Origin of the sequence: Actinoplanes campanulatus (assembly GCF_014647795.1) — a bacterium.
Lineage (GTDB): Bacteria > Actinomycetota > Actinomycetes > Mycobacteriales > Micromonosporaceae > Actinoplanes > Actinoplanes campanulatus.
Window position 1 is genome coordinate 260,008 of record NZ_BMPW01000006.1, and the last position, 25,258, is coordinate 285,265.

The window sequence follows — 25,258 nt, forward strand, 5'->3', positions numbered from 1 at the left end:
GGCAGAATCAGGGACATGGAGATCGACTGGGCGGCCCTGCGCGCCGCCGCCATCGAGACGATGCGGCGGGCGTACACGCCGATATCCGACTTCCCCGTCGGGGTGGCCGGCCTGGTCGACGACGGCCGGGTGATCGTCGGCTGCAACGTGGAGAACGCGTCCATCGGGATGACCCTGTGCGCCGAGTGCGGCCTGGTCAGCTCGCTGCACGCGACCGGCGGGGGCCGCCTGGTGGCGATCTCCTGCGTGGACGCCACCGGCGCCCCGCTGATGCCGTGCGGCCGCTGCCGCCAGCTGCTGTGGGAGCACGGCGGCCCGGAGCTGCTGGTCGAGGCGGTGCCCCGGCCGCTGCGGATGACCGAGTTGCTGCCGCACGCGTTCGGCTACGAGGACATGGAGCGGGTCACCGGCCCGGTCGGTGGCGCCGAGGTCCCCGCCGAGCTGGCCAAGTGGCGTGGACGCGGCACGGTCTTCGTCCACCCCGACCTGTCCGGCGGGGCGACGATCTGGACCGGCTACTGGGAGCGCTCGTCGGGTGAGCCCGGCTCGACCGAGGAGAAGGGCATCCTGGAGGAGGGCCCGAACCTGCCGACCGCGGCGGCTGCCGTGGCGTGGGGTCTCGTCCGTAGTCCGCGGGTCGTGGTGGTGGATGCCGAGGGCGGTCTGTCCTGGGCGGGCGAGGGAGAGGCCCCGGAGGGCATCCCGCAGCGTTGGGAAGATCAGGCATGAGTGCATTTGCGGCAGTGGACGTCATCCGTGCCAAGCGGGACGGCCACGTGCTCACCGACGCGCAGATCGACTGGGTCGTCGACGCGTACACCCGCGGGGCCGTCGCCGACGAGCAGATGTCGGCGCTGGCCATGGCGATCCTGTTGCGCGGCATGACGTCGGGCGAGATCGCCCGCTGGACCGCCGCGATGATCGCCAGCGGCGAGCGGCTGGACCTGTCCTCGGTGTCCCGGCCGACCGCCGACAAGCACTCCACCGGCGGCGTCGGCGACAAGATCACCCTGCCGCTGACCCCGCTGGTCGCCGCGTGCGGCGTGGCCGTGCCGCAGCTCTCCGGCCGCGGTCTGGGCCACACCGGCGGCACCCTGGACAAGCTGGAGTCGATCGCCGGCTGGCAGGCCCGCATCTCCAACGAGCAGTTCAAGAGCCAGTTGCAGGACATCGGCGCGGTCATCTGCGCGGCCGGTGAGGGCCTGGCCCCGGCCGACCGCAAGCTCTACGCCCTGCGCGACGTCACCGGCACGGTCGAGGCCATCCCGCTGATCGCCAGCTCGATCATGAGCAAGAAGATCGCCGAGGGCACCGGGGCGCTGGTCCTGGACGTGAAGGTCGGCACCGGCGCGTTCATGAAGGACCTGGCGAACGCGCAGGAGCTGGCCCGCACCATGGTCCAGCTCGGCAAGGACTCCGGCGTCACCACGGTCGCCCTGCTCACCGACATGAGCATCCCGCTCGGCCTGGCCGTCGGCAACGCCAACGAGGTGGCCGAGTCGGTCGAGGTGCTGGCCGGCGGCGGACCGTCCGATGTGGTGGAACTCACGCTGGCCCTGGCCCGGGAGATGCTGGCCGCCGCCGGGGTGGACGCCGACCCGGAGAAGGTGCTGGCCTCGGGCGCCGCGATGGACACCTGGCGGGCGATGATCCGGGCGCAGGGCGGCGACCCGGACGCGCCACTGCCGACGGCCGCGCACACCGAGGTCCTGCGGGCCACCGAGGACGGTGTGGTCACCTCGCTGGACGCGTACGGGATCGGGATCGCCGCCTGGCGCCTCGGCGCCGGTCGCGCCCGTAAGGAGGACCCGGTCAGCTTCGGCGCCGGGGTGCAGCTCAAGGTCCGCCCGGGTGACCGGGTCCGGGCCGGTGACGTGCTGCTGGAGCTGCGCGCCGACGACGAGTCGCGGATCCCGGTGGCCCGGGCCGACGCGGCCGCCGCGATCACCGTCGGGACAGAGGCGCCCGCCCCTTCCCCGCTGCTGCTCGACCGCATAGCCTGAGCCGCCATGCAGAAGGCCGTCCCCGACCCCCGCGCGGTCCGCGAGGCCAGTCTCGACGAGCTGGCGCGCCTCGGCCTGCCCCTGCCCCCGCTGGCGTTCCCGCTGGTGTGGGAGATGGGCGACACCGTCGAACTCCGCCCGGTCGCCGAACTGGAGGCCCGGGCCGCGGTGCTGCACGTCGTCGTGGCCCGCTGCTTCGGCATGCCCACCGAGGCGGCGATGAGCTGGCTGCTCGGCTCCCACCTGGTCGATCTGGTCACCCCGCCGGAGTGGCAGTTCGTGATCGGCGCGAAGGGCGACCACCGCTCCTTCGTGCTGCACCACGACGCCGTCTTCGCGCTGGCCTGGCTGCTCGGCCTGAGCCGGCACCTGGACCCCACGGTGCCGCCGGACGACCGGCTGATGATCCAGATGCCCGACCTGCCGGCCGGTGAGAGCTTCACCGACTGGCGGTCCCGTTCGCTGGTCGCGATCCGGGACCCGGCCGAGGCCGCCGTGCTGCTGGACCTCTACTACTGCCTGGACTGGGCCTACCAGGAGGCGGAGCAGAACGGGCGGTCACTGCCCGGCGAGGTGGACAGCAACGCGATCGGCCAGCGCCGGTGGGCGCTCGAGTGGGCGGTCGTCTTCCACGGCCCCTACCACGACAAGCCGCCGGAGTGGGAAGAGGTCGACCTCTCGGTCTGAGGAGCTAACACGGCCGATAGACCGCCACCTCCACCGCGGCGGTCACCGTCACGTCGTGGCCGGGCAGATCCTCCATCGGTACGTGACGCGCGCTCGGTGTCATGCCGACGAGGGTCCGCGTCTCGCCCGCCGTCAGCCTCAGCTCGCGCCGGTGGGTGGCGGCCGCGTCGAGCGTGAAGTGCTCACCGAGGCTGCCGCTGACCCGGGCCGCCTTCTCCGGGTCGACCTGGATCAGCCCGTACGCGGTGATCAGCTCGGTGAGATGGTCGGCGGCCGGGGTGACCACCAGCAGCAGCCCGTCCGGCCGCAGGATCCGCCGGTACTCCGGCCCGTTGCGGGGTGCGAAGACGTTCAGGATCACGGCCGCCGTGGCGTCGGCGACCGGCAGCGGGCGCCACAGGTCGGTCAGCGCCGCCGCGGCCCGCGGATGCGCCTTCGCGGCCCGCCGCAGGGCCGGCTTGGAGACGTCCAGCCCGAGCCCCGTCGCGCCCGGCGAACCCTCCAGGAAGTGGGCCAGGTAGTCACCCGTGCCGGTGCCGGCGTCCACCACGAGACCCTCGGCCCGGTGTGCGGCCAGCGCCTCCGCGATGAACCGGTAGTGCCCGGCGCTCAGGAAGGCGGCCCGGTCGGCCACCATCTCCGCGGTGTCCCCGGTGTGCGGCAGCCGGCCCGCGCTGAGGTCCACGTACCCCTGCCTGGCCATGTCGAAGCTGTGCCGGCGCGGGCAGCGCAGCGCCCGCTCCTGGCGGCTGAGCGGTTCCCGGCAGACCGGGCACCACAGAAACCGAATTGCTCCGTCGATCATCGGGCGCTTCCCTCTAGGCTCTGCTGATGGTTGGCATCGCACACTCCGACATCGTCAAGGCCCCGAAGGTTCTCCTGCACGACCACCTGGACGGCGGGCTGCGGCCGGCCACCATCGTGGAACTCGCCGCCGCGGTGGGTCACGAACTGCCCACCACGGATCCCGGGCGGCTCGGCGAGTGGTTCGCCGCGGCGGCCGACTCCGGCTCGCTGGAACGGTACCTGGAGACGTTCGCGCACACCGTGGCGGTGATGCAGACCGAGCAGGGCCTGCACCGGGTCGCCAAGGAGTGCGCGCTCGACCTGGCCGCCGACGGCGTGGTCTACGCCGAGGTCCGGTACGCGCCGGAGCAGCACCTGGAGCGCGGTCTCACCCTGGACCGGGTGGTCGAGGCCGTGCACGCCGGGTTCCGCGAGGGCTGCGCCGAGGCGGCGGCGCTCGGCACGCCCATCCGGGTCGGCACCCTGCTCACCGCGATGCGGCACGCCGCCCGTTCGCAGGAGATCGCCGAGCTGGCCGTCCGCTACCGGGACACCGGCGTGGTCGGCTTCGACATCGCCGGCGCGGAGGCCGGTTTCCCGCCCACCCGGCACCTGGACGCCTTCGAGTACCTCCAGCGGGAGAACTTCCACTTCACCATCCACGCGGGCGAGGCCTTCGGGCTGCCGTCGATCTGGCAGGCGATCCAGTGGTGCGGCGCCGACCGGCTGGGTCACGGGGTGCGCATCGTCGACGACATCACGGTCACCGCGGCCGAGCCGAGCGCGGTCACCACGACCGGGGGCACCCACGCCGCGCCGCCGGTGCTGGGCCGGCTCGCGGCGTACGTCCGGGACAAGCGGATCCCGCTGGAGCTGTGCCCGTCGTCGAACGTGCAGACCGGGGCCGCCCCGTCGATCGCCGAGCACCCGATCAAGCTGCTGCACGACCTCCGGTTCCGGGTCACGGTCAACACCGACAACCGGTTGATGAGCGGCACCTCGATGTCACGGGAGATGACTCTGCTGACGGAATCGTTCGGGTGGGGCTGGATGGAACTCCAGTGGCTGACGATCAACGCCATGAAATCCGCCTTCATCCCGTACGACGAGCGGTTGGTGTTGATCAATGAGGTGATCAAGCCGGCGTACGCCAAGTTGCTGAGCTGAGATTAGGACTTGTCGGATATTCCAGGATCTGAACGAACGTACGTCAAAAGAAATCGACCGTCAGCCTTGCGAACCTCGCCGTTCGGCTAGACTGCCGCCTGCAAAGTCGGCATAATCCGGCATCTCGCCTTGTCGATCGCGGGGAACCGAGTCATCGTGACTGTTATCCCGATCGACTACGATCGGGACCCGGTCGGCCTGCACCCACCCCCCACGCCGTGCCGACCGAGTAAGTGACCTTGAGAGATGCACAGCTCCACAGGCAGTGATAAAGGACCGGCGATGTCCAACTACGAGGTTGCAACATCGCGTCACACAACCGGTCCGTGTCCGGCTGCTCTTTCTCTTTGACACTTGTCGTGATGGAATCTCGGGGGCCCGACGTCGGCGAGTCGGCCGTGTGCGGTGCCCGGCGAGCCGAATGCCGGGCCCGAATCAGGAGGACGGTGACGTGAGCAAGCGCCCCAACAGCGCGAATGGCGTCATGTCGCGTCTCAGTCGACCTGCGGGTCGACTCCGAGACCTACCGATCTGGTCAAAACTAGGCTTGATCATGTTGGTTCCGACGGTGGCGACGATCATCGTTGGTGTCAACGGCCTCGTGGACCACATCGACGAAGCCAGTAACGCGGAGCGCGCGCGCACCCTCTCGGTGCTGTCACAGGCCGCCGGTGGTCTGGTCGACCACCTGCAGGCCGAGCGCACGTACGCCATCATGATCAACACCGCGCCGAAGGCCACCAACCCGGCCGGTTTCCAGACCGCCGTGGAGCTCTACAACAACGAGCACGCCCAGGTGGACGCGGCCAAGGAGCCCTACCTCCAGCAGAAGCAGGTCCTCGAGGATGTCCCGGAGAACGTCGGCAAGCTGATCGTTCGCCTGGACCGTAACCTCGTCGACCTGCCCACCTTCCGGAGCCGGGCGGCCAAGGGCGGCGAGGACCTCAGCAACATCACGAAGACCTACGACACGCTCATCAACGACCTGCTCCAGGTCCGTGACGCGTCGGCGCAGCTCGCCATCGACCCGGAGCTGAGCAACCACCTCCGGATGGTGGCCGCGGTCGCCCAGGCCAAGGACTACATCGCCCGGCAGCGCTTCATCGGCCAGCAGGTCGTGGCGGCCGGCGAGCTCGCCCCGAACCTGCGGCAGAGGTTCCTGGAGACCCAGACCGGTTACCTCCTCGCCACCGAGACGATGAAGGCGGTCGGCACCGCCGAGGAGCAGGAGCTCTTCGACAACACCGTCGTCGGCAAGCTGAAGCAGCAGGCGGAGAACCTGAGCATCCCGCTCATGGCCCTCCAGGGTGACAACACCAAGAAGATCCAGTTCAACTCGGCGGAGTGGGAAGAGGCCCTCGCGGGTTACAACACCCTCTTCCGTCAGGTGGAGACCTCGCTCGACAAGCAGATCGTGGCCGACGCCACCGACCTGCGGGACGAGACGAACCAGCAGGTCTTCCTGGAGACCAGCATCCTGCTCGGCATGCTCCTGCTGGCCATCCTGTTCGCCTGGTTGGTCGCCCGGTCGATGGCCCGCTCGTTGCGGGAGCTGCGTCAGGGCGCCCTCGCGGTCGCCCAGTTCGGCCTGCCGCACGCGGTGAGCCGGCTGCGTGACCCGGCGCTCTCCGCGTCGCTCACCCCGGCCCAGGTCGCCGACCAGATCGCCGAGCCCCTCCCGGTGCGCAGCCGGGACGAGTTCGGGCAGGTGACCGAGGCGTTCAACGCGGTTCACCTCGAGGCCGTGCGGACCGCGGCCGAGCAGGCCGCACTCCGTGCCTCCGTCGCGACGATGTTCGTCAACCTCGCCCGCCGTTCGCAGATCCTGGTCGACCGGCTCATCGGTCACCTGGACCGGCTGGAGCGCGGCGAGGAGGACCCGGACCGGCTGGCCGAGCTCTTCCAGCTCGACCACCTGGCCACCCGAATGCGTCGTAACGACGAGAACCTCCTGGTTCTCGCGGGCGCCGACTCGACCCGTGTGCAGCGCGAGCCGGCCGCTCTGATCGACGTGCTCCGTGCCGCCCAGTCCGAGGTCGAGCACTACACCCGCATCGAGTTCGGCATGATCGACCGGGACATCGAGGTCGCGGCGCACGCCGTGAACGACATGGTCCACCTGGTCGCCGAGCTCTTCGACAACGCGACCGCCTTCTCCCCGCCGAACTCCAACGTTCTGGTCGAGGCCCGGCGCGTCGGTGACAACGCCGTACTGACGGTCGAGGACCACGGCATCGGCATCAGCCGCGAGCAGCTCCGCGACCTCAACGAGCGGCTCGCCAACCCGCCGACGGTGGACGTGGCCGTCTCCCGGATGATGGGCCTCGTCGTGGTCGCCCGGCTGGCCAACCGCCATGCCGTTCGGGTGGAGCTGCGACCGGCCGACCGCGAGCGCGGCACCGTCGCCGAGGTGGGCCTGCCCGTCTCGGTCCTGGCCACCGCCGCGACCGCCCAGGTTCAGGGGCGTGGCTCGTTCGACGGCGGCCCCGGCCCCGGCCTGCCCGGCGGCTTCGGCGAGCCGCTGGCTCTGGAGAGCAGCGGACACGGCGGCTACCCCGCTTCCAACGGCTACCCCGGTTCCAACGGCTCCAACGGTTCGGTCCCGGCGTGGTCCGACCTGACCGGCGCGGCTCCGGCCGGCTTCGGCGGGTTCAACGCCGGCGGCCACAACGGTGGCGGCGGCTTCAACGGCAACGGCAACGGCCTGGCGAACGGCTTCCACGGCCCGCGCAGCAACGAGGTCATCCCGCCGCTGCCGTCCGGTCCGCAGGGCTTTGCCGGCCTGGACGAGCTGGCCCAGCGCCGCAACGCTGAGTACCAGCGCCCGGAGAGCGACACCAACGGCTTCGGCGCGACCATACCGAGGCAGCTCCCCGCCAACCCGAACTCGTTCATGCCGCCGGTCTCGGCGCCCCCGGTGCCGCCGGTCTCCGCGCCTCCGGTGTCGGCGGCTCCGTACTCCGCGGCCCCGATCGAGCCGATCTCGGCCTCGCCGGTCTCGCCCGCCGACCACCGCAACCCGTTCGCGGCAGCGCCGCCGGCCTGGCCGCCGGTCGCCGCCGAACGCGAACAGGCCACCCCGCACGTGCCCGAGAACCTGGCCGCCGCGCTCGACATGACGGCCGAGATCCCGCGGTACCGTCCGGAGAACTACGAGCCCCAGCCGCAGGTGACGCCGCCGGCCAACCCGCAGACCGCACCGATCCCGGTGTCGGCTCCGCCGGTTACCACGCCGGTCGAGGCGCAGGCCACGGCCGCGGCCCAGATGGCCTCCGCCCGGGAGGGCGCGGTTCCGTTCGCCGACGAGACGATGGAACTGCCGATCTTCCGGGAGCTCGAGTCCGCCTGGTTCACCACCACGGCGCCCGACGCCGCCGGTCCCAAGGTCTCCGGCACCGGCGAGGAGTCGGTGGTCTCCCAGCGGATCCCGACCGGTGAGCCGACCCGCAACACGGGTGTTCCGCAGCAGGCGGCATCGCCCGAGGTCCGCAACCTCGACACGGCTAGTGTTGGTGCACCGGCCACGGCGGCGACCGGTTACGGCAACGGCGCGCCTCCCGCGTCGAACCCGTGGCGGACCGCGGCCGACGACGGCTGGCAGGCGGCCCGTGCGGCCGCTGAGACTCCGGTCGACTCGACCACCACGGCGGGCCTGCCGAAACGTACGCCGATGGCGCAACTCGTCCCCGGCGGTGTCGACCGGGGCGGTACCTCCGTCCAGCGCCGTACTCCTGAGGGGGTTCGCGGTCTGCTGTCCGCGTACCACCGCGGTGTTCAGCGCGGTCGCACCAAGGAACAATCGACCAACCTGGAGGACACTCCGGGAGGGCAGCAGCCCTCGCAGGCTGGCAAGGAGCATGAGGCATGACATCTACGCAGGATCTCGGTTGGCTTCTCGCCAACTTCGCCGACCGCGTTCCCGGGGTCGCGCACGCGATCGCGGTCTCCGCCGATGGTCTGCTCCTGGCGGCCTCGCGGGACCTTCCGCGTGACCGTGCCGACCAGTTGGCGGCCATCGCGTCCGGCCTGGTAAGCCTTACCCAGGGCGCCGCGCGATGCTTCGAGGGCGGCGCCGTTCTTCAGACGGTCGTCGAGATGGACAACGGATTCCTGTTCCTCATGTCCATTTCTGACGGTTCCTCCTTCGCGGTGCTCGCGGCGCGCAGCTGCGACGTCGGTCAGGTCGGCTACGAGATGGCCCTCCTGGTCGACCGCGTCGGCGAGGCGTTGACCCCCGCGCCGCGTTCCGCGGCCGGGGTGCTGGGCTGAGGCGACAGTCAGCCGGAGTCGATCAGGGGCTCATCCGGGGTTTTCGGCCGCGGACAGGCTCCGGCCGGCTACTGGTGAAAACTTTGAGAACCAATACACTTCGAGGGGCCGAGGAAGGGGTTGAGGGTGACGATGCCTGAACGCGATGAGCCGACTGGCGCGCTGGTCAGGCCGTACGCCATGACCCGTGGTCGGACCCGGCCGAAGCTTGAGATAGCGCTGGAAGCGCTGGTCGAGACAACCGTGCGCGGCCGTTCTGGAATCAGCCGCGGCGGGCAGGGTGGAAGCGAGCATCAGTACATCGCGGCGATGTGCGACGGCGGCCGAGTTCAGTCGCTGGCCGAGATCGCCGCTCGCATGCAACTGCCGCTTGGTGTGGCACGTGTGATCGTCGCCGACATGGCCTCTGACGGCCTCGTCGCTGTGTACGAGCCCACCTCGCTCGAGGATGAGACCGACGCGGTAGGCACGGAACTGCTGGAAAGGGTGCTGAGTGGACTTCGCAGGCTCTGACATGTCTCACCGTCCCGCTGCGGGACGCGTGACATCGGCGAAGATTGTCATCGCCGGTGGCTTCGGCGTCGGTAAGACGACGCTGGTGGGGTCGGTCTCGGAGATCACCCCGCTGACCACCGAGGCGATTATGACCTCGGCCGGTGTGGGTGTCGACGACAACCGGCAGGTGCCGGGCAAGATGACCACGACCGTGGCCATGGACTTCGGCCGGATCAGCATCGACCGTGACCTGATCCTCTACCTGTTCGGTACCCCCGGCCAGACGCGGTTCTGGTTCATGTGGGACGAACTGGTCCGGGGTGCCATCGGTGCGGTCGTTATGGTGGACACGCGTCGGCTCGCCGACTGCTTCGCCGCCATCGACTTCTTCGAGCATCGCCGCCTGCCGTACCTGGTGGCGATAAACTGCTTCGACGGCATGCAGTACCACAACGCGCAGGACGTGCGGGACGCTCTGGCGATCTCGAGCGACGTGCCCGTGGTCAGCTGCGACGCCCGTAACCGCGAGTCGACGAAGAACGTCCTCATCTCGCTTGTCGAGTATGTGCTGACGATGCGTCGCACGCGCGCGACCGCGCCCGCCTGAGCAGAGACCGTCTGACGAGCCGCTCCACTGGGGAGGCTCAGCACCCAGTCAACGGTCGAAAGCCCCGTCCCGCCGGTGGAAACCTCCACTGGCCGGTGCGGGGCTTTCGCGCGCTTTCCGGCCGTTCGCCATCGTATATGAGCGGTCACCCGTTGTCACAAGCCGTTCCCAGTAACCGAATCAGCTCGTCCAGCTCGTCGATCCGGTGCTCCGGGAGGTAGGTGTCCGGGTCCACCCGCATCCCGGGAGCACCCGGGTAGGCGGCATTCGTGACGAGCACCGGCCGCATGCCGGCCCGGCGGGCGCCGTCGTGCTCCCGGCCGCCGCCGTCGCCCACGAACCAGCACTCCGCGGCCGGAACGCCCAGACGCTCGGCGGCGACGGCGTACAGCCGGGGATCAGGTTTGCGGCGCCCCTCCCGCCAGGAGAACACCGGGGCATCGATGCGGTCCGCGTAGACCGTCCCCGGCCACGCCTCGGAAAGCTCGCTCGCGCAGTCGCTGAGAAGCCCCAGACGGAAATCCTGGGCCCGGAGGTGGTCGAGTACCGCGAGGGCGTCCCTACGCGGCGTGCGGAGCCGCTCAGCGCCCGCGTGGTGCGTTGCGACGGCGTGGTCCAGCCGTTCGTCGTCCGGTTCGGCGCCGCAGCGGTGGGCCATCGTCCGGAGCGTCTCCCGGGTCCCGCCGAACGCCCCCACGATCCGCTGCGGGAAACTCGCCACCATCGCTGCCCGGAACGGCTCCGCCGGCACCCCGAGCGCCGCCGCCGTCTCGCCGAACGTCCCCGGCCGCAGCGCCTCCGCCGCCGGATCCGTCAACGTCCCGAAGAAATCGAAAATCACCGCGCGCATCGCGCCATCATCACAAAACCCTTCACCGGTACGGGTTGAGCAGTCCTCGACCGCACCACCCCCGAACCGCGGCGCACCGCGATCCGCTGCCGGGTCCCGCCCGTGCGGCACCGCCGGGCTTTGCCGCCCACTCCATCTCCCCTCAACGCCGTCCCGCCACGAAGGACACGACCCGGCAGGCGGAGGCCGCTGGGCCCGCCCGGGCTCATGGATCTTCGCGGCTGGCCCTCGGCACGGACCCCGCTGGCCAGTTGCCCCACTGCCATCCGCCGCCCGCGCTGTCCGGCCCGATGGGCGCTCACGTCGCGCCGTCCGTGTGCCCGGCCTGCCGCCATGACGCGGGCGGGCGACCACGCAAACCGTTACGTGTGCGCTGGTCGGCGCAAACGAGCCGGAGGCACGGACAGAGGACCAATTGACCAGCGGGGTCAGGGATGTTTCGGGGGCTTGAGGCAGCGCTGGGAGCCGGCGGGGGAACGGCGGAGGGGCCGCGACCGGGTGGTCGCGGCCCCTCCGAGGGATCAGGGCGGGGGTCAGCGGCCGCCGTACCCCGCGCTGTTGTTGCGGTATTCGTCGGCGGGCTGGCCGTCACGGGTGAAGTCCCAGCCGCCGGCCGCCTCGCGCCCGGGGCGACCGCCCATGGCGAAGCCACCGATCTCCTGGCCGCGCCGCCAGCCACGGAAGTAGCCCGTGGTGTGTGCCGCGATCGAGGCGGCGTCGCGGACGATGCGGATCGGGCGTTCCTCACGCAGCGGGGAGCCGGGGACCAGGTTGGCCTGTGGCACCCGCTTGGGCAGACCGGCCGAGGTCTCCGCGGCGACGGCCGGGGTGGCGGCCTTCTCCGCGGCGCGCCAGCCGCTGTCGTTGGGGTTGGTCCAGGTGACGTCGTCGTTGGTGTCGGTGTGGCCGGTGAACCAGGCCGACCGGGCCGCCGCGAAGATCAGCAGGTCGCCGTCGCTGCTGTCGGACGGGACCGGCGGCGCGGAGCTGCGGTCGAGGGCGGTCAGCCGGCCGCCGTTGTGGCCGCGGTCGTCGCTGTCCGGCCGGCGCATCGGCGGGGTGGCGGCGCCGCCCATCTGGTCGAGCCCGGGGAGGCGGGCGCGCTTGCCGTTCTTCGCCTGGTCGACGAGACGCAGCGCCGGCTCCTTGGGGAGTTCCAGGGCGGGCGGCTCCTGCGGCATGTCGTGCCACGGCGGCCGGACGCGGCCACCGGGCGGCGAGCTGACCGAGGAGGCGACGGGCGCGTCGTCCTTCTCCGTGTTGAGCAGCGGCCAGTTGGCCCGGGAACCCGGCTCCGGCATCTCCTGGGCGGGCCGCTGGGCCGGCATCGGGAGGCTGAAGTCGGTGGGGCCGGCCGGCGTGCCGTTGGCGGCCGGCTGCTGACGGGGCGTGGTCGACGGGCGCGGCGGGATGACCGTGCGCCGCTCCGACCGGGCCCGGCTCAGCTCGGCGTTGGTCAGGGTGGGCCGGAACGGCTCGCCGGCCTCGGCGGGTGTGCTCGCCGCGGCGGGCGGCACCGACGACGGGCGGGCGGGCGGAACCGACGTGGGGCGGACCGGCGGCGCCGAGGACGGGCGGGCCGGGTTGCGTGTCGCCGGGGCCGGACGGGACCCCGGGGTGATCGGGGTCATGCCGGGCGGGGGCGGCGGCACCGAGACCGGGCGGTTCAACGGGTTCGAGGAGCGGCCGGGCAGGCCGTTCGCCGCGGCCGGGGCCATCGGGGGCGGCCCGATCGGGTCCGGCGCGACGGGCGGCGCGGTCATCGGGCGGGGCGTGGCCGGGCCGGCGCCGGTGGAGGCCGGCTCGGGGCGGCCACGACGGCCGAAGCGGCTGCCGTTGTCGCCGGTCGGCACGGGCTCGAGCACGGGCGGCTCGGTGCCGCGGCGGGTGCCGCGACGGCCCACGTTCGGTCCGGTGAGCGGCGGGGTGGCCCGGGCGGCGAGCGTGCCGACCAGGGCGGAGCATGCGGCGTCGCAGGAGCGGATGGCCGAGATCGCCTGGCGGACCGCGTCGGCCGCGGCGGGGGCGAGGGACTTGTTGACGCCACCCCGGCGCGGGGACTCGCTGATCGCGACCTGGAGGGCGGTGACGGCCGAGCCGACCTCGCCGGCGGATCCGGCGCCGGCCCGGACCAGCTCCGCGGTGATCTCCCGCAGCACCTGGTCGGAGTCGCCGGCCCGGCCGGTCAGCCGACCGGGCTCGGGCACCGCGTCGAGCACGGCCAGGCAGACGGGGTGGGCGGGATCCGGGTACGCCCGGAGGGCCGCCGGGTAGAGCTCGCGGAGGACCTCGCGCAGGGCGACGGCGGCCGCGTTCCGGCCGCCCAGCATCGCCACGTGGGCGGCGAGGACCGGCTTGTAGCTGACGAGCTCCCGGGGAGCGGGCAGGGTGACCGCGGCGATCGCGCCGGCCTGCAGCGCCCGGGCCAGGCCGACGGCCCGCCGGGCGGCCGCAGGCGCCGCGATCTCCTCGGGAGAGTCGTCGTCAGAGAAGCGTTCGGCGAAGTCGTCGGCCCCGTCGTCGTCGACGACCACGAGTGGCCGGCCCGCCGCGGTGAGGAGTGACGTCACGACGTGGTCGTCGCTGTCGGCGGCGACCGCCGCGTCGCTGAAGCCCGTCGTCCGCTCCACGAGCAGCGTCCCCAGCTGGGCGTAGCCGGCCGGGTCGTCGCTGATCTCATGGACGCCGAGCAGCCGGCCTGCGTCGTCCACCACGGCGACGGTCAGTGGTGCGGCCGAGGCCGTACGCACCGAATCATCAGCCGACGCGAGACCGCAGTACACGCGCACGAGCGCCACGGCGTCGTCCTCCTCCCCGGGAGTGCTTCTCTGTGGCCAAGGATTGATATTCCCTGGTAATCGGTCAGTCACGCCAGTCCACAGCGGCGGAGATCTTGCCGATCACCGAACGCCAACCGAGACTCGCCTGTTGTGCCCCGATTTTCTTCAATCGGCGGCGACCGAAGAATCCGCCCATTCCGCCCTTCTCCGCGGTTCGGAGGGACTCGTCCAGATCGTCGAGCGGTGAACCGGGCGACAGCGCCAGGATCACCGGCTTGATACGGAGTGCAAACCCCAGGTCGCGGGCGACCTCGCCGGCGTTGATGAGCAGCGGCAGATCCCACGTGTCATGGCCGCCGCGCAGGTTCTCCACCACGAGATCGAGCTCGTAGCGGTCCTCCGGCTGCGGGTCGATGTCGCTCGACTCTACCCGCTCGGCCAGGTCACCCCAGGTGTCCAATTGTGCGAGATCGTGCGGAGCACCCGAACGAAGGAAGGAGACGAGCGATTCGGGCGTCTTGAAGGCGAGCAGGCGGCCCTTGTGACTGAGGAACATGGGCACCTCCTCGTCATCCGCCTGGGCCGCGGGCTCCTCCTCGAAGTCAGCCGGGTCCGGCTCCTCGGCGGACTTGCCCTCCTCCGCGTCGCCCTCGGAGAGGAGCGCCTGGTACTCCCCGTCGACGATGACCTCTTCCTCGTCCTCCTCGGCGCGCTTCTTGCGGGCCTCGAAGGGGTCGTCCTCATCGACCTGAACCTCGGTGGGCGTGAGCTCGGACGCCTTCCGGTACGCCCGGAGGGTCAGCGCCACCCCGGCCGGCAGCGCGATCTCCACCGGCGAGACGCGGACTTGCTCCCAAAGCTCCCGCCCGGAAGTCCCCTCGGACGAGGGCTTCTCGGCCACCGGCGCGGACGCCTCGGGCTCGTCGGACTGGCTGGTCACGGTGACCTCCGGGTGATCTGGGGGTGGCGGGACGGGTGACTCTGGGCACACACCCTAGTCGGCAACGCTGTGTGACAACCGCCCCGTCCCCAGCGCCATCCGAACTGGTGTCGTCAGTAGCCCTTCGGGTGCCACACGGTCTTGGTCTCCAGCAGAGCGGTCATCGGCCGGAGCCCGGGGTCGGCGGTGAAGTCGACACCGCCGGTCACCGGCCGGATCACCCGCTTCAGGGTGCCCGCCGCGGCGCGTTCCAGCTCGATGGCCACGTCGGGGTGGTCGACGCCGGTGAGATCGATGGCGTTCACGTCGTCGTGCGAGGCGAGCCACGGTGCGGTCTCCGCGTACCGGCCGGTGAGGAGGTTCACCACGCCGCCCGGTACATCCGAGGTGGCCAGCACCTCGGCCAGGGTGATCGCCACCTGCGGGCCGGCGGCCAGGACGACCACCGTGTTGCCGGTCACGATCGCCGGGGCGATCACGCTGACCAGCCCGAGCAGCGAGGGCGGGGCCACCACGGCGACGACGCCGGTGGGCTCCGGGGCGGAGATGTTGAAGAACGGGCCGGCCACCGGGTTGGCGCCGCCGGCGACCTGGGCGATCTTGTCGGACCAGCCCGCGTACCACACCCAGCGGTCGACGGCCGCCGACAGTTCGGAGGACCGCACGCCCAGCGCGGTGAACTCGGCGCGCCGGGCCTCCATCATCTCGGCGATCCGGTAGAGGACCTGGCCCCGGTTGTACGCCGTGGCGCCGGCCCACTTGGGCTGGGCGGCCCGGGCGGCGAGCACCGCGTCCCGGGCGTCCTTGCGGGATGCGAGCGCCACGTTGTCGCCGTCCACCAGGTAGGTCCGTCCTGACTCGCTGCGAGGAAAGGCGCCGCCGATGTAGAGCTTGTAGGTCTTGCGCACGGAAAGCCGGCCCGGCTCGGCGGGGGCCTTCACGGAAGATGACTTAGGCAAGGTACGCCTCCAGGCCGTGCCGGCCGCCCTCCCGGCCGTAGCCGGATTCCTTGTAGCCGCCGAACGGCGACGCCGGGTCGAACTTGTTGAACGTGTTGGCCCACACCACACCGGCCCGCAGTTTGTCGGCCACGGCGAGGATCCGCGAGCCCTTCTCGGTCCAGATGCCGGCGGAGAGCCCGTACGGCGTGTTGTTGGCCTTGGCGACGGCCTCCTCCGGAGTACGGAAGGTGAGCACCGACAGCACCGGGCCGAAGATCTCCTCGCGGGCGATCCGGTGCGCCTGGGTGACCCCGGTGAAGATCGTCGGCGCGAACCAGAAGCCCCGGTCCGGCAGCGTGCACTCCGGTGACCAGCGCTCGGCGCCCTCGGAGGCGCCGATTTCCGACAATTCCGTAATACGGGTGAGCTGTGCGGCCGAATTGATCGCGCCGATGTCGGTGTTCTTGTCCAGCGGGTCGCCCACCCGCAGCGTGGCCATCCGCCGTTTCAGCGAGGCCAGCAGCTCGTCGGCGACGGACTCCTGGACCAGCAGCCGCGAGCCCGCGCAGCAGACGTGCCCCTGGTTGAAGAAGATGCCGTTGACGATGCCCTCGACGGCCTGGTCGATCGGGGCGTCGTCGAAGACGATGTTGGCCGCCTTGCCGCCCAGCTCCAGGGTGAGCCGCTTGCCGGTGCCGGCCACCGCGCGGGCGATCTCCCGGCCCACCTCGGTGGAGCCGGTGAAGGCCACCTTGTTCACGTCCGGGTGCTGGACCAGGTAGGCGCCGGTGTCGCCGGCCCCGGTCACGATGTTGACCACGCCCGGCGGCAGCTCGGCCTGGCGGCACACGTCGGCGAAGAAGAGCGCGGACAGCGGGGTGGTCTCGGCCGGCTTGAGCACCACGGTGTTGCCGGTGGCCAGCGCGGGCGCGATCTTCCAGGCCAGCATGAGCAGCGGGAAGTTCCACGGGATGACCTGGCCGGTCACCCCGATCGGGCGCGGGTCGGGGCCGAAGCCCGCGTACGCCAGCTTGTCCGCCCAGCCCGCGTAGTAGAAGAAGTGTGCCGCCACGAGCGGCAGGTCGACGTCGCGCGACTCCTTGATCGGCTTGCCGTTGTCCAGTGACTCGAGCACGGCCAACTCGCGGGAGCGCTCCTGGATGATCCGGGCGATCCGGAACAGGTACTTGGCGCGCTCGGCGCCGGGCAGGGCCGACCAGGGGCCGAAGGCGCGGCGGGCCGCCGCCACGGCACGGTCGACGTCCTCCGGGCCGGCCGCGGCGACCTCGGCCAGCACCTCCTCGGTGGCCGGGTTCACCGTCTTGAAGACGTTGCCGTCCTTGCCGCCGTCGAAGGCGCCGTCGATGAACAGCCCGTAGGACCCGGCGATGTCTACTACGGAACGGGATTCGGGTGCTGGTGCGTACTCGAACATGCCTCAGTCCAGGGTGAAATAGTCCGGACCGGCGTAGTGGCCGGTGGTCAGCTTGGTGCGCTGCATGAGCAGGTCGTTGAGCAGCGAGGAGGCGCCGAACCGGAACCGGTCGGGGCTGAGCCAGTCGTCGCCCACCGTCTCGTTGATCAGCACGAGGTACTTGATCGCGTCCTTGGTGGTCTTGATCCCGCCGGCCGGTTTGACCCCGATGATCCGCCCGTGCCGGGCCCGGAAGTCGCGGACCGCCTCCAGCATGACCAGGGTGATCGGGAGGGTGGCGTTGACCGTCACCTTGCCGGTGGAGGTCTTGATGAAGTCGGCGCCGGCCAGCATCGCGAGCCAGGACGCCCGGCGGATGTTGTCGTACGTCGCCAGCTCACCGGTCTCCAGGATGACCTTGAGGTGGGCGCCGCCGCACGCCTCCTTGACCGCGGCGATCTCGTCGAAGACCCGCGTGTACTCCCCGGCCAGGAACGCGCCCCGGCTGATCACCATGTCGATCTCGTCGGCGCCGTCGGCGACCGCCTCCCGGGTGTCGGCGAGCTTCACCTCGAGCGGCGCCTGACCGGACGGGAAGGCGGTCGCGACGCTGGCCAGGTGCACCCCGGAGCCGGCGAGGGCCTCCGCGGCGACCTTGACCATCGCCGGGTAGACGCAGATCGCCGCGGCCGGCGGGCAGGTCGGGTCGGCCGGGTCGGGCCGCCTCGCCTTGGCGCAGAGCGCCCGCACCTTGCCCGGGGTGTCGGCGCCCTCCAGCGTGGTGAGGTCCACCATGCGGATGGCCAGGTCGATCGCCTTGGCCTTGGAACTCGTCTTGATCGACCGGGTCGCGAGCGCAGCCGCCCGCGCCTCGACGCCCACCTTGTCGACCCCGGGGAGGCCGTGCAGGAACGAGCGGAGATCAGACAGTTCGGCGGCCGCTGTCACAGTCATGAGAACGATTCTACGCAACCCTGTAGCAGTTGATCATGTTGGAACGATTAGGTTGTTGCCGTGGATGTCCTTGTCGTAGACCACCCGCTGGCTCAGACCCGGCTCACCGCGATGCGCCGTACCGAGACCGACTCCGGGGTCTTCCGTGCCTCACTGCACGAACTCACCACGATGGTGGTCTACGAGGCGGCCCGCCTCTTCGCCGTCGAGAAGTACCCCATCGAGACGCCGGTCGCGCCGACCGAGGGCACCCGGCTGGCCAACCCGCCGCTGATCGTCCCGGTGCTCCGGGCCGGTCTGGGCATGGCCGACGCCGCGCTCGGGCTGCTGCCCGAGTCGTCGATGGGCTTCGTCGGCCTGGCCCGGGACGAGGAGACGCACGAGCCGCGCGCCTACATGGAGTCGCTGCCCGGCGACCTGACCGGGCAGCCGGTCCTGGTCCTCGACCCGATGCTGGCCACCGGCGGCTCGCTGCTGCACTGCTGCCGGCTGCTCGCCGACCGCGGCTGCACCGACATCATCATCTGCTGCGTGCTGGCCGCCCCCGAGGGCGTCGACCGGCTGAAGGACTCCGGCCTGCCGCTGCGCCTGGTCACCGCGTCGATCGACCAGGGGCTCAACGAGAAGGCCTACATCGTGCCCGGCCTGGGCGACGCCGGCGACCGCCAGTTCGGCGGCATGCGCCGATTCTGAAAACCCGTTCCGGGTACGGCGACGGCCGTACCCGGAAGCCGGACCACCGATCTACGCCCGGCGCGGGCGGCACGGGCGTGAGTGGGCAGTAGGTCGCGGCTTTGTGCGTACGATATGACTGGTTTTATGGGGTTGTGTAGTTCCAGGAGAGGGCCTGGCCCGCTGAGAACGGCATGACGCCGTGGAAGACCGCGGGCTCGCCCGCGAAGACCAGCGGGAGGAAGTGCCGGTCGGACTCCCACATCGGGATCTTTCCGGCCAGCACGTCGGTGACCTCGACCCAGTGCAGACTGCCCTCGTCGTTGGCGGTGTGCGGGTCGCCGGTCCAGGACGTGATCCGGAAGAGGAAGCCGAACCAGTTCTCCCCGTTCCGGCCGAAACCGGGCCAGGAGATCGTGCCGGCCAGATCGAGGCCGGTGCAGTCGAGCCCGGCCTCCTCGTGGATCTCCCGGCGCATCCCGGCCACCACGTCCTCGCCGGGCTCCAGCTTGCCGCCCAGGCCGTTGAACTTGCCGTAGTGGATGTCGTCCGGCCGGGCGTCCCGCCGGATCATCAGCACCCGCGAGCCGTCCGGGGAGAGCACGTAACCGAGGGTGGCCAGGATCGCTTGCACCGATGCACCTTACCGGCGCGGGCCGGAGCCCCGCCCGCGCCGGTGAAGGTGGTCAGCGGTCCAGGAGCGCGAAGAGGCTCTCCCAGCGGTCCACGATGCTGTCCGGGGTGAACCGCTGAACCGACTCGCGGCCCGCGGAACCGAGGCGGACCCGCAGGTCATGGTCCTCGATCAGGCGGTCCAGGCCACTCGCGAACCCGCCCACGTTGCCGGGCGTGACGACCAGGCCACCGCTGACCTCGTCGTCGATCAGCTCCCGGATGCCGGGCGCGCAGTCGAACGCCACGGTGGGCAGCCCGTACGCCATCGCCTCCATCACCGCGATCGGGAAACCCTCCTCGCGGGACGGCAGAGCGTAGACCGAGGCGGAACTGAGCGCGCCGTCGATGTCGCTGGTCTTGCCCTGGAACAGCGCCGTATCGTCGAGGCCCAGCGAGCGGGCCTGCGTGCGGAGCGCCTGCTCGTCCGGGCCGGCGCCGAAGATCTTCAGCTTCCAGTCCGGGTGCTGCGGCCCGACCTGCGCCCACGCCTCGATCAGCATGTCGATGCCCTTGTCGTGGGAGAGGCGGCGGAGCGTGACCACCGTCTTCTCGTTCAGCGTGGGCAACGTCTTCGGCACGGTCATCAGCGGGTTCGGCATGGCGCCGACGTTCGACATGCCGGCCCGGGCCCACGCGTCCGCGTCGGCGTCGGTGAGCGACAGGTGGATGTCCATGTCCCCGTAGTACTTCAGCACCCGGTTGTAGCGGCTGCTGTTCTTGCACGCCTCGAACGACTCGTGGGACATGCCGATGACCTGCATGCCGGTGGTGTCCGCGGCGGCCACCCACTCGCCGGCCCACACCTGCGAGGCGATCACCACGGCGCCCGGGGACTCCGCGGTGCGCAGCAGCTCGTCGAGCCGCCGGACGCCGCCCTCGAAGATCTGCTGCCGCTTGCGGAGCATCAGGCTCCGCCCGGGGTTGAGCAGCGCCGCGCCGGTGGCCTTACGACGCCGGGGCAGTTGGTCGTCGTGCAGGGTGAACGTCGGGTACGGCAGATCGGAGCCGAAATCCCGGTAGTCGGTGGCCGGCTCCACGCCGATCAGCCGCACACGGTGGCCGCGTGCGGTGAACAGCCGGGAGATGTCGTGCACCCACTGGGTGAGGCCACCCAGCTCGTTCACGCTGTTGCAGATGATGAAGATGTCGCGGGTCTCAGCCACGGCGTGCTCCGGAGCGGAAGAAGCGGTCGACCACGGCCTTGGCGGCCTGACCGGTGTCGAATTCACCGTACTGGGCCACGAACTCGCGGCGCTTGCCGGAGTACGCCGAGGCGTTGCCGTCCAGGTCGGAGAGCGCGGCGATCAGCTCCTCCGAGGTACGGGTGAGCGGGCCGGGTGCGATCGAACCGAGATCGAAGTAGGAACCGCGGCTGCTGCCGACGTAGTCGTCGTAGTCCGGTACGTGGAAGATCATCGGACGGTCGAGCAGTGAATAGTCGAACATCAGCGACGAGTAGTCGGTGATCAGCGCGTCCGAGATCTGCATCAGCGGCGTGACGTCGTGCACGTTCCCCACGTTGCGGACCGAGTGTCCGTACGCCGGCGGCAGCGCGAACGACACCAGGTAGTGCGGGCGGACCAGCAGTACGGCGTCGTCACCGAACCGGTGCACGAACTCGTCGAGATCGAACGGCAGTTGCAGACCGGACTTGCGGTTCACCTCCTCGGGGCGGAACGTCGGCGCGTAGAGCACCACCTTCCGTCCGTCGGCGAGCCCCAGCGATTTGCGCAGCTTGGCGACCTCGGCCTCGTTACCGCCGTTGACCAGCGCGTCGTTACGCGGGTAGCCGACCCGCAGCAGCTCGGCGCCGACCCGCATGCCCTGGGTGAGGGTGCGTACGTCGTGCTCCGAGCGGACCAGGAACACATCGAACCGGTCGATCGCCCGCTGCAACCGCTGCTGCGACTGCTCGGTCTGTGCCTTGATGGTGGCCTCGTCGAAGCCCATCTTCTTGAACGCCGACCCGTGCCAGGTCTGGATGTACGTGGTCTCCGGCCGCTTGCGCAGGTCGTGCGGGAAGCCCTGGTTGTCGATCCAGAACTCGGCCTGGCCGAGCGCCTGGAGGTACGCCCACGAGTTGCGCTTGACCAGCTTGGCCTCGGACGGGAAACCGGTCGGATGGGTCGCGTACACCCAGATCGGGGTGAACTTGATCCCCTGCCGCTTCATCTCCTCGTAGATGGCGCGCGGGCTGTCCGAGAACTGCTTGCCCATGTGGCTCTCGAAGACGACCGTGCCCTTCTTGACCGGCATCCTCAGGAAGACGTTCTCGTACCAGGACAGCTTGGTGGCCCGCTTGTTGCGGCGCTGGCGCAGCGAGGTCTGCAACTCGGCGGCCCGCTCCCAGGCGCGGCTGCCGATGCTGGTGTTGCGCACCCCGCTGATCGCGGCGGTGCCCAGCTTCGCGGCGCTGCCGTCGGCGTCCAGCCGCAGCGCCACGTTGCCGCTGTCGGTGCGGTAGCCCTGGAGCAGGTCGGCGGTGAGCCGGGTGAGCTTGGGCCGGGCCGGCAGCCGCAGCGCGTCGGTCACCTCGTCCTCGGCGAACAGGGCCAGGTCGGCGCTGTCGGTGCCGACGGCCAGGTGCAGCCGGACCGAGTAGTTGGGGTCGATGAGACCGACCGGGCGCAGCAGCTTCTCCGGCTCGAAGGCGACCGTCCAGCCGATCCGCTGCTCGTCCACGACGAGCTGCGCCCTGGTCTTGAACACCCGGCGCTTGCTGCGCCGCTCGGAGAAGACCAGCTGCGCCTTCGGCGCCGACTCGACGGTGATCCGGCCGAGCGGGTTGACGAACGAGCCGGCGATGGTGACCAGCTCGCCGTCGCGGTGGACGCTGTCGATCCGGCCGCCCAGGCGCAGCTTGCTGAGCGGGCGGTCCTGCAGGCCCAGCTCGGTGACGTCCAGCACCGCACGGCCCAGCTCGTCGTCCAGGTGCCGGTCGGACCAGTACACCCGGCCGTCGTGGACCACCAGATCGGCGGTCAGGTGCGGCTGGAACGGCTTGCCGACCATGTAGTCGTGCACCGTGGCCACACCGTGGTAGTCACCCTGCCGGGCCAGGTAGGCGGCCATCGCGGGCAGCGGCTTGGCCTGGCGGAACGCCTCCGGCTGGAGGGTCTCCAGGTAGGGCCGGGCGGCGTCGACCAGGGCCCGCTGGTTCTCCTCCGGGAGGGTGCCGAGCCGGGCCAGGTGCACCCGCAGGTCGTTCTCGATGAACCGGATGTCCTTCTGCAACCGCAGGTCACCGGCATCGTGCTTGGTCAGCAGGTCGTCGATCTTGCGGGTGACGATGATCCGGTCGGTGATGTTGCGGATGTCGGCGGCCCGGCGGGTGATCGAGAGGTTCGCCGCCTTGCGCTCGATGTTCCAGGTGTAGATGCGCTGCGGGATGATCGCGATCTTCTTGGCCGCGAGGTACGCGTGCGCCGAGAACAGGTTGTCCTCGTACAGCCGGTCCTCCAGGAAGACCAGGTTCTCCCGGGTCAGGAAGTCGTGCCGGTACAGCTTGTTCGTCGACAGCACGTCGTAGAGCAACTCGGGCTGGTCGTGCAGCGACTCGTAGACCACCTTGCTCTGGACCAGCCAGGGCATCCAGGAGGTCTCCCGGCCGGTCGCCACGTCGTGCCGGATGCAACGGCCGATGACCATGTCGGCGTGCGACTGCTCGGCCATCGCCACCATGTTGCGGCAGGCGTGCGGGTCCAGGGTGTCGTCACTGTCCAGGAACATGATGAACCGGCCCCGGGCCGCCGCCACACCCCGGTTGCGGGGCGCGCCGCAGTGGCCCGAGTTGGCCTCCAGCCGGATGTAGCGCACCACGTCCGGGTGCTCCGCGACGAGCCGCTCCACCACGGCCTGCGTGCCGTCCGTGCTGTGGTCGTCGCAGACGATCACCTCGTGGCTGCGCAGCGACTGGTTCAGCACCGAGCGGACCGCGGTCTCGATCCGGGCCGCGTCGTTGTAGACGATGACCACGACTGTGACGTCTGGGGGCCGGGGCTGGGGCGAGGTCACGGTTGACGTGGTCCTTTCTGAAAGTTCAACGCATCCGTCGTCCGTCGTCGCAGCCGGTAGGCGGGGTGTGCACGGGACGCGGTGATGGGGGCGGAGCCCAAGGCGGTCAGCATCATAGGTTACAGCCAGCGTGCTCACATCCGGCTCACGATCAAGGCGGCGGTGAATGGCTGCCGCCCGCTGTCGCCGGCCGGACGAAGAGGTCAGCTAGCCTCGGTGCGGGATTCGGAGAACGAGAGGACGTTTCGTGAAGGTACTTATCGCCGGTGGCGCCGGTTTCATCGGCAGCACGATCGCGTCCTGTCTGCTCGACAACGGGCACCAGCCCGTCATCCTGGACAATCTGGTCACCGGCCGCCGGGAGTTCTGCGAGGGCCGGCCCTTCTACGAGGGTGACATCGCCGACACCGCGATCCTCGACCGGATCTTCGACGAACACCCGGACATCACGGCCGTGGTGCACTGCGCGGCGCTCATCGTGGTGCCGGAGTCGGTGGAGCGCCCGGTTCATTACTACCGGGAGAACGTGGCGAAGACCCTGGAGTTCGTCGACCACCTGATCGGCAAGGGCGTCACCCGGCTGCTGTTCAGCTCGTCGGCGTCGATCTACCAGCCCGGCGAGGACTTCACCGTCGACGAGAACTCGGCCCTCACGGCGCTCAGCCCCTACGCGCGGACCAAGCTGATCGTCGAGCAGATGCTGAGCGACATCACCGCCGCGACCCCGATCAAGGTGCTGTCGCTGCGCTACTTCAACCCGATCGGCTCCGACCCGAAGATGCGGACCGGCCTCCAACTGCGGTCCCCGAGCCACGCCCTGGGCAAGCTCATCGAGGTCTACCGGGAGGGCAAGGCGTTCCCGGTGACCGGTGTCGACTACCCGACCCGGGACGGCTCCGGCATCCGCGACTACGTGCACGTGTGGGACCTGGCCGGCGCCCACCTGCGGGCCCTCGAGGTCTTCGACACGCTTCCCTTCGAGAACGGGTCGCTCGCCATCAACCTGGGCACCGGCACCGGCACCACGGTGCTGGAGTTCGTCGAGGCGTTCAACCAGGTGGCCGACCGCGCGGTCGAGGTCGGGCACGCCCCACGCCGCCCTGGTGACTCGGCCGGCGCCTACACCCGCAGCAGCCGCGCCGCCGACCTGCTGGGCTGGCGGGCCGAGCACAGCGTGGCCGACGGCATCCGGGACTCGCTGAACTGGTTCGCCCAGCGGGAGCGGATCCTGCCCGATCTTTCCGCCCGATAGCGGCTGATGATCTGACCGACCTGGGGATCGGCTCGGATGACTCGGGCCACTATCGTTGCGTCACATGACCCCCATCCCGCTCGCCGAGGAACTCCTCCTCCTCGCGTATGACGACCAGACCGGAAAGGCCACGGGTTCCCGCATCGGGCTCGACCTGGGCATGGCCGCCGCGGTGCTGATCGACCTGGCGCTGGCCAACCGGATCGCGTACGCGGCCGACGGCTACCTGAAGGTCGTGGACGCCACACCGCTCGGCGACCCGGTTGCCGACGCCGTGCTGGGAAAGGTCGCGTCCGACGAGCCGCACACCCCGGCCCAGTGGCTACAGCGCCTGCGCCACCGGCTGCGCACCCGGGTGCTCGAGGACCTGTGCGCCCGGGGTGTCGTGCAGGACGTGGACGAGACCCAGATGGGCGTCATCCACGTGCACCGTTACCCGACCAGCGACCCGGCGTACGAGGCCGAGATCCGGCAGCGGCTGGCGGCCGCGCTGACCGGTGACACCCTGCCGGACGAGCGGACGGCCGCGCTGGCCACCCTGCTCGTCGCGGCCCGGATGGAGCCGGCGCTGAAACTCCCGGCCGGGGAGTCCGAGCGGGCCCACGAGCGACTGGCGGAGATCGCCAGCAACGCCGGCTTCGTGGGTGACGTCTCCCTGGAGGACTCCATCGTGCGGCCCAGCGTCGCGCTGGTGGTGGCCACCCTGGGTCGGGCCATCCAGGCCGCGCTGGGCGCGCCCAAGCCGATCTGAC

The 25,258-nt window shown here is 70.7% G+C and carries 21 protein-coding genes; 11 read left to right on the forward strand and 10 right to left on the reverse strand.

Annotation, left to right across the window (positions count from 1 at the left end; translation table 11 throughout):
- Positions 1 to 15 precede the first annotated feature (15 nt).
- The 3 genes from IEZ13_RS14125 to IEZ13_RS14135 are packed head-to-tail and all read left to right on the forward strand — an operon-like array spanning position 16 to position 2,690.
- Positions 16 to 729 carry a cytidine deaminase gene (locus IEZ13_RS14125; protein WP_183222618.1) on the forward strand — a complete coding sequence of 238 codons (714 nt, stop codon included), beginning with the start codon at positions 16 to 18 and terminating at the stop codon, positions 727 to 729.
- The gene (locus IEZ13_RS14130) at positions 726 to 2,003 is read left to right on the forward strand and encodes a thymidine phosphorylase (RefSeq protein WP_183222619.1); all 1,278 of its coding nucleotides are present in this window, start codon (positions 726 to 728) and stop codon (positions 2,001 to 2,003) included. Before IEZ13_RS14125 ends, IEZ13_RS14130 begins: the two co-directional genes overlap by 4 nt.
- A gap of 6 nt (positions 2,004 to 2,009) precedes the next feature.
- Positions 2,010 to 2,690 (forward strand): DUF4272 domain-containing protein, encoded by a 681-nt coding sequence (locus tag IEZ13_RS14135; RefSeq protein WP_183222620.1) that lies wholly within the window; start codon positions 2,010 to 2,012, stop codon positions 2,688 to 2,690.
- A 4-nt stretch (positions 2,691 to 2,694) separates the two neighbouring features.
- Here the strand turns inward: IEZ13_RS14135 and IEZ13_RS14140 are convergent, their stop codons facing one another.
- Entirely contained in the window at positions 2,695 to 3,495 is an 801-nt protein-coding gene (locus tag IEZ13_RS14140; RefSeq protein ID WP_183222621.1) for a putative RNA methyltransferase, read from the reverse strand.
- Positions 3,496 to 3,521: 26 nt separating this feature from the next.
- Here IEZ13_RS14140 and IEZ13_RS14145 point away from each other — a divergent pair, with 26 nt between their 5' ends.
- The 5 genes from IEZ13_RS14145 to IEZ13_RS14165 all read left to right on the forward strand — a co-directional run bounded on the left by IEZ13_RS14145 (position 3,522) and on the right by IEZ13_RS14165 (position 10,014).
- Positions 3,522 to 4,643, forward strand: a complete 1,122-nt coding sequence (locus IEZ13_RS14145; RefSeq protein ID WP_183222622.1) for an adenosine deaminase — start codon at positions 3,522 to 3,524, stop codon at positions 4,641 to 4,643.
- A 451-nt stretch (positions 4,644 to 5,094) separates the two neighbouring features.
- Positions 5,095 to 8,511: a sensor histidine kinase gene (locus tag IEZ13_RS14150; RefSeq protein ID WP_183222623.1), complete on the forward strand. Its 3,417-nt coding sequence runs from the start codon at positions 5,095 to 5,097 to the stop codon at positions 8,509 to 8,511.
- Entirely contained in the window at positions 8,508 to 8,912 is a 405-nt protein-coding gene (locus tag IEZ13_RS14155) for a roadblock/LC7 domain-containing protein (RefSeq protein WP_014447580.1), read from the forward strand. Before IEZ13_RS14150 ends, IEZ13_RS14155 begins: the two co-directional genes overlap by 4 nt.
- Positions 8,913 to 9,044: 132 nt before the next feature.
- Positions 9,045 to 9,425: a DUF742 domain-containing protein gene (locus IEZ13_RS14160; protein ID WP_106315985.1), complete on the forward strand. Its 381-nt coding sequence runs from the start codon at positions 9,045 to 9,047 to the stop codon at positions 9,423 to 9,425.
- 1 nt (position 9,426) lies between these two features.
- Positions 9,427 to 10,014, forward strand: coding sequence for a GTP-binding protein (locus IEZ13_RS14165; RefSeq protein ID WP_183222624.1), 588 nt, complete (start codon positions 9,427 to 9,429; stop codon positions 10,012 to 10,014).
- A gap of 145 nt (positions 10,015 to 10,159) precedes the next feature.
- Here IEZ13_RS14165 and IEZ13_RS14170 read toward each other — a convergent pair whose 3' ends face one another.
- From IEZ13_RS14170 to deoC, 6 genes are all read right to left on the reverse strand, one after another.
- Positions 10,160 to 10,864, reverse strand: coding sequence for an HAD family hydrolase (locus IEZ13_RS14170; protein ID WP_183222625.1), 705 nt, complete (start codon positions 10,862 to 10,864; stop codon positions 10,160 to 10,162).
- Positions 10,865 to 11,397: 533 nt separating this feature from the next.
- Positions 11,398 to 13,662, reverse strand: a complete 2,265-nt coding sequence (locus IEZ13_RS14175; RefSeq protein ID WP_229794678.1) for a transposase — start codon at positions 13,660 to 13,662, stop codon at positions 11,398 to 11,400.
- A 64-nt stretch (positions 13,663 to 13,726) separates the two neighbouring features.
- On the reverse strand, positions 13,727 to 14,584 hold the full coding sequence (locus tag IEZ13_RS14180) for a DNA primase (protein WP_183222626.1): 858 nt from the start codon (positions 14,582 to 14,584) through the stop codon (positions 13,727 to 13,729).
- Positions 14,585 to 14,697: 113 nt separating this feature from the next.
- A complete protein-coding gene (locus tag IEZ13_RS14185; RefSeq protein ID WP_229794679.1) occupies positions 14,698 to 15,525 on the reverse strand; it encodes an aldehyde dehydrogenase family protein in 828 nt (275 codons plus the stop codon).
- A gap of 10 nt (positions 15,526 to 15,535) precedes the next feature.
- Positions 15,536 to 16,960 (reverse strand): aldehyde dehydrogenase family protein, encoded by a 1,425-nt coding sequence (locus tag IEZ13_RS14190; RefSeq protein WP_183222628.1) that lies wholly within the window; start codon positions 16,958 to 16,960, stop codon positions 15,536 to 15,538.
- 3 nt (positions 16,961 to 16,963) lie between these two features.
- Entirely contained in the window at positions 16,964 to 17,893 is a 930-nt protein-coding gene (deoC, locus tag IEZ13_RS14195) for a deoxyribose-phosphate aldolase (RefSeq protein ID WP_183222629.1), read from the reverse strand.
- Positions 17,894 to 17,953: 60 nt separating this feature from the next.
- Here deoC and upp point away from each other — a divergent pair, with 60 nt between their 5' ends.
- A complete protein-coding gene (gene upp, locus IEZ13_RS14200) occupies positions 17,954 to 18,586 on the forward strand; it encodes a uracil phosphoribosyltransferase (protein ID WP_183222630.1) in 633 nt (210 codons plus the stop codon).
- Between the two features lie 124 nt (positions 18,587 to 18,710).
- On the opposite strand, the gene IEZ13_RS14205 is transcribed toward upp, so the two are convergent.
- From IEZ13_RS14205 to IEZ13_RS14215, 3 genes are read right to left on the reverse strand one after another with little or no spacing between them, the layout of a single operon-like run.
- Positions 18,711 to 19,199, reverse strand: coding sequence for an NUDIX hydrolase (locus IEZ13_RS14205; protein WP_183222631.1), 489 nt, complete (start codon positions 19,197 to 19,199; stop codon positions 18,711 to 18,713).
- Between the two features lie 52 nt (positions 19,200 to 19,251).
- Positions 19,252 to 20,403, reverse strand: a complete 1,152-nt coding sequence (locus IEZ13_RS14210) for a glycosyltransferase (protein ID WP_183222632.1) — start codon at positions 20,401 to 20,403, stop codon at positions 19,252 to 19,254.
- Entirely contained in the window at positions 20,396 to 23,254 is a 2,859-nt protein-coding gene (locus tag IEZ13_RS14215; RefSeq protein ID WP_183222633.1) for a bifunctional glycosyltransferase/CDP-glycerol:glycerophosphate glycerophosphotransferase, read from the reverse strand. The genes IEZ13_RS14210 and IEZ13_RS14215 overlap by 8 nt, the downstream gene beginning before the upstream one ends.
- A 247-nt stretch (positions 23,255 to 23,501) precedes the next feature.
- Between IEZ13_RS14215 and galE the strand changes: the two genes are divergently transcribed.
- Positions 23,502 to 24,506 carry a UDP-glucose 4-epimerase GalE gene (galE, locus tag IEZ13_RS14220; protein WP_183222634.1) on the forward strand — a complete coding sequence of 335 codons (1,005 nt, stop codon included), beginning with the start codon at positions 23,502 to 23,504 and terminating at the stop codon, positions 24,504 to 24,506.
- A 64-nt stretch (positions 24,507 to 24,570) separates the two neighbouring features.
- Positions 24,571 to 25,257 (forward strand): GOLPH3/VPS74 family protein, encoded by a 687-nt coding sequence (locus IEZ13_RS14225; protein ID WP_183222635.1) that lies wholly within the window; start codon positions 24,571 to 24,573, stop codon positions 25,255 to 25,257.
- The last annotated feature ends 1 nt before the right edge of the window (position 25,258 follow it).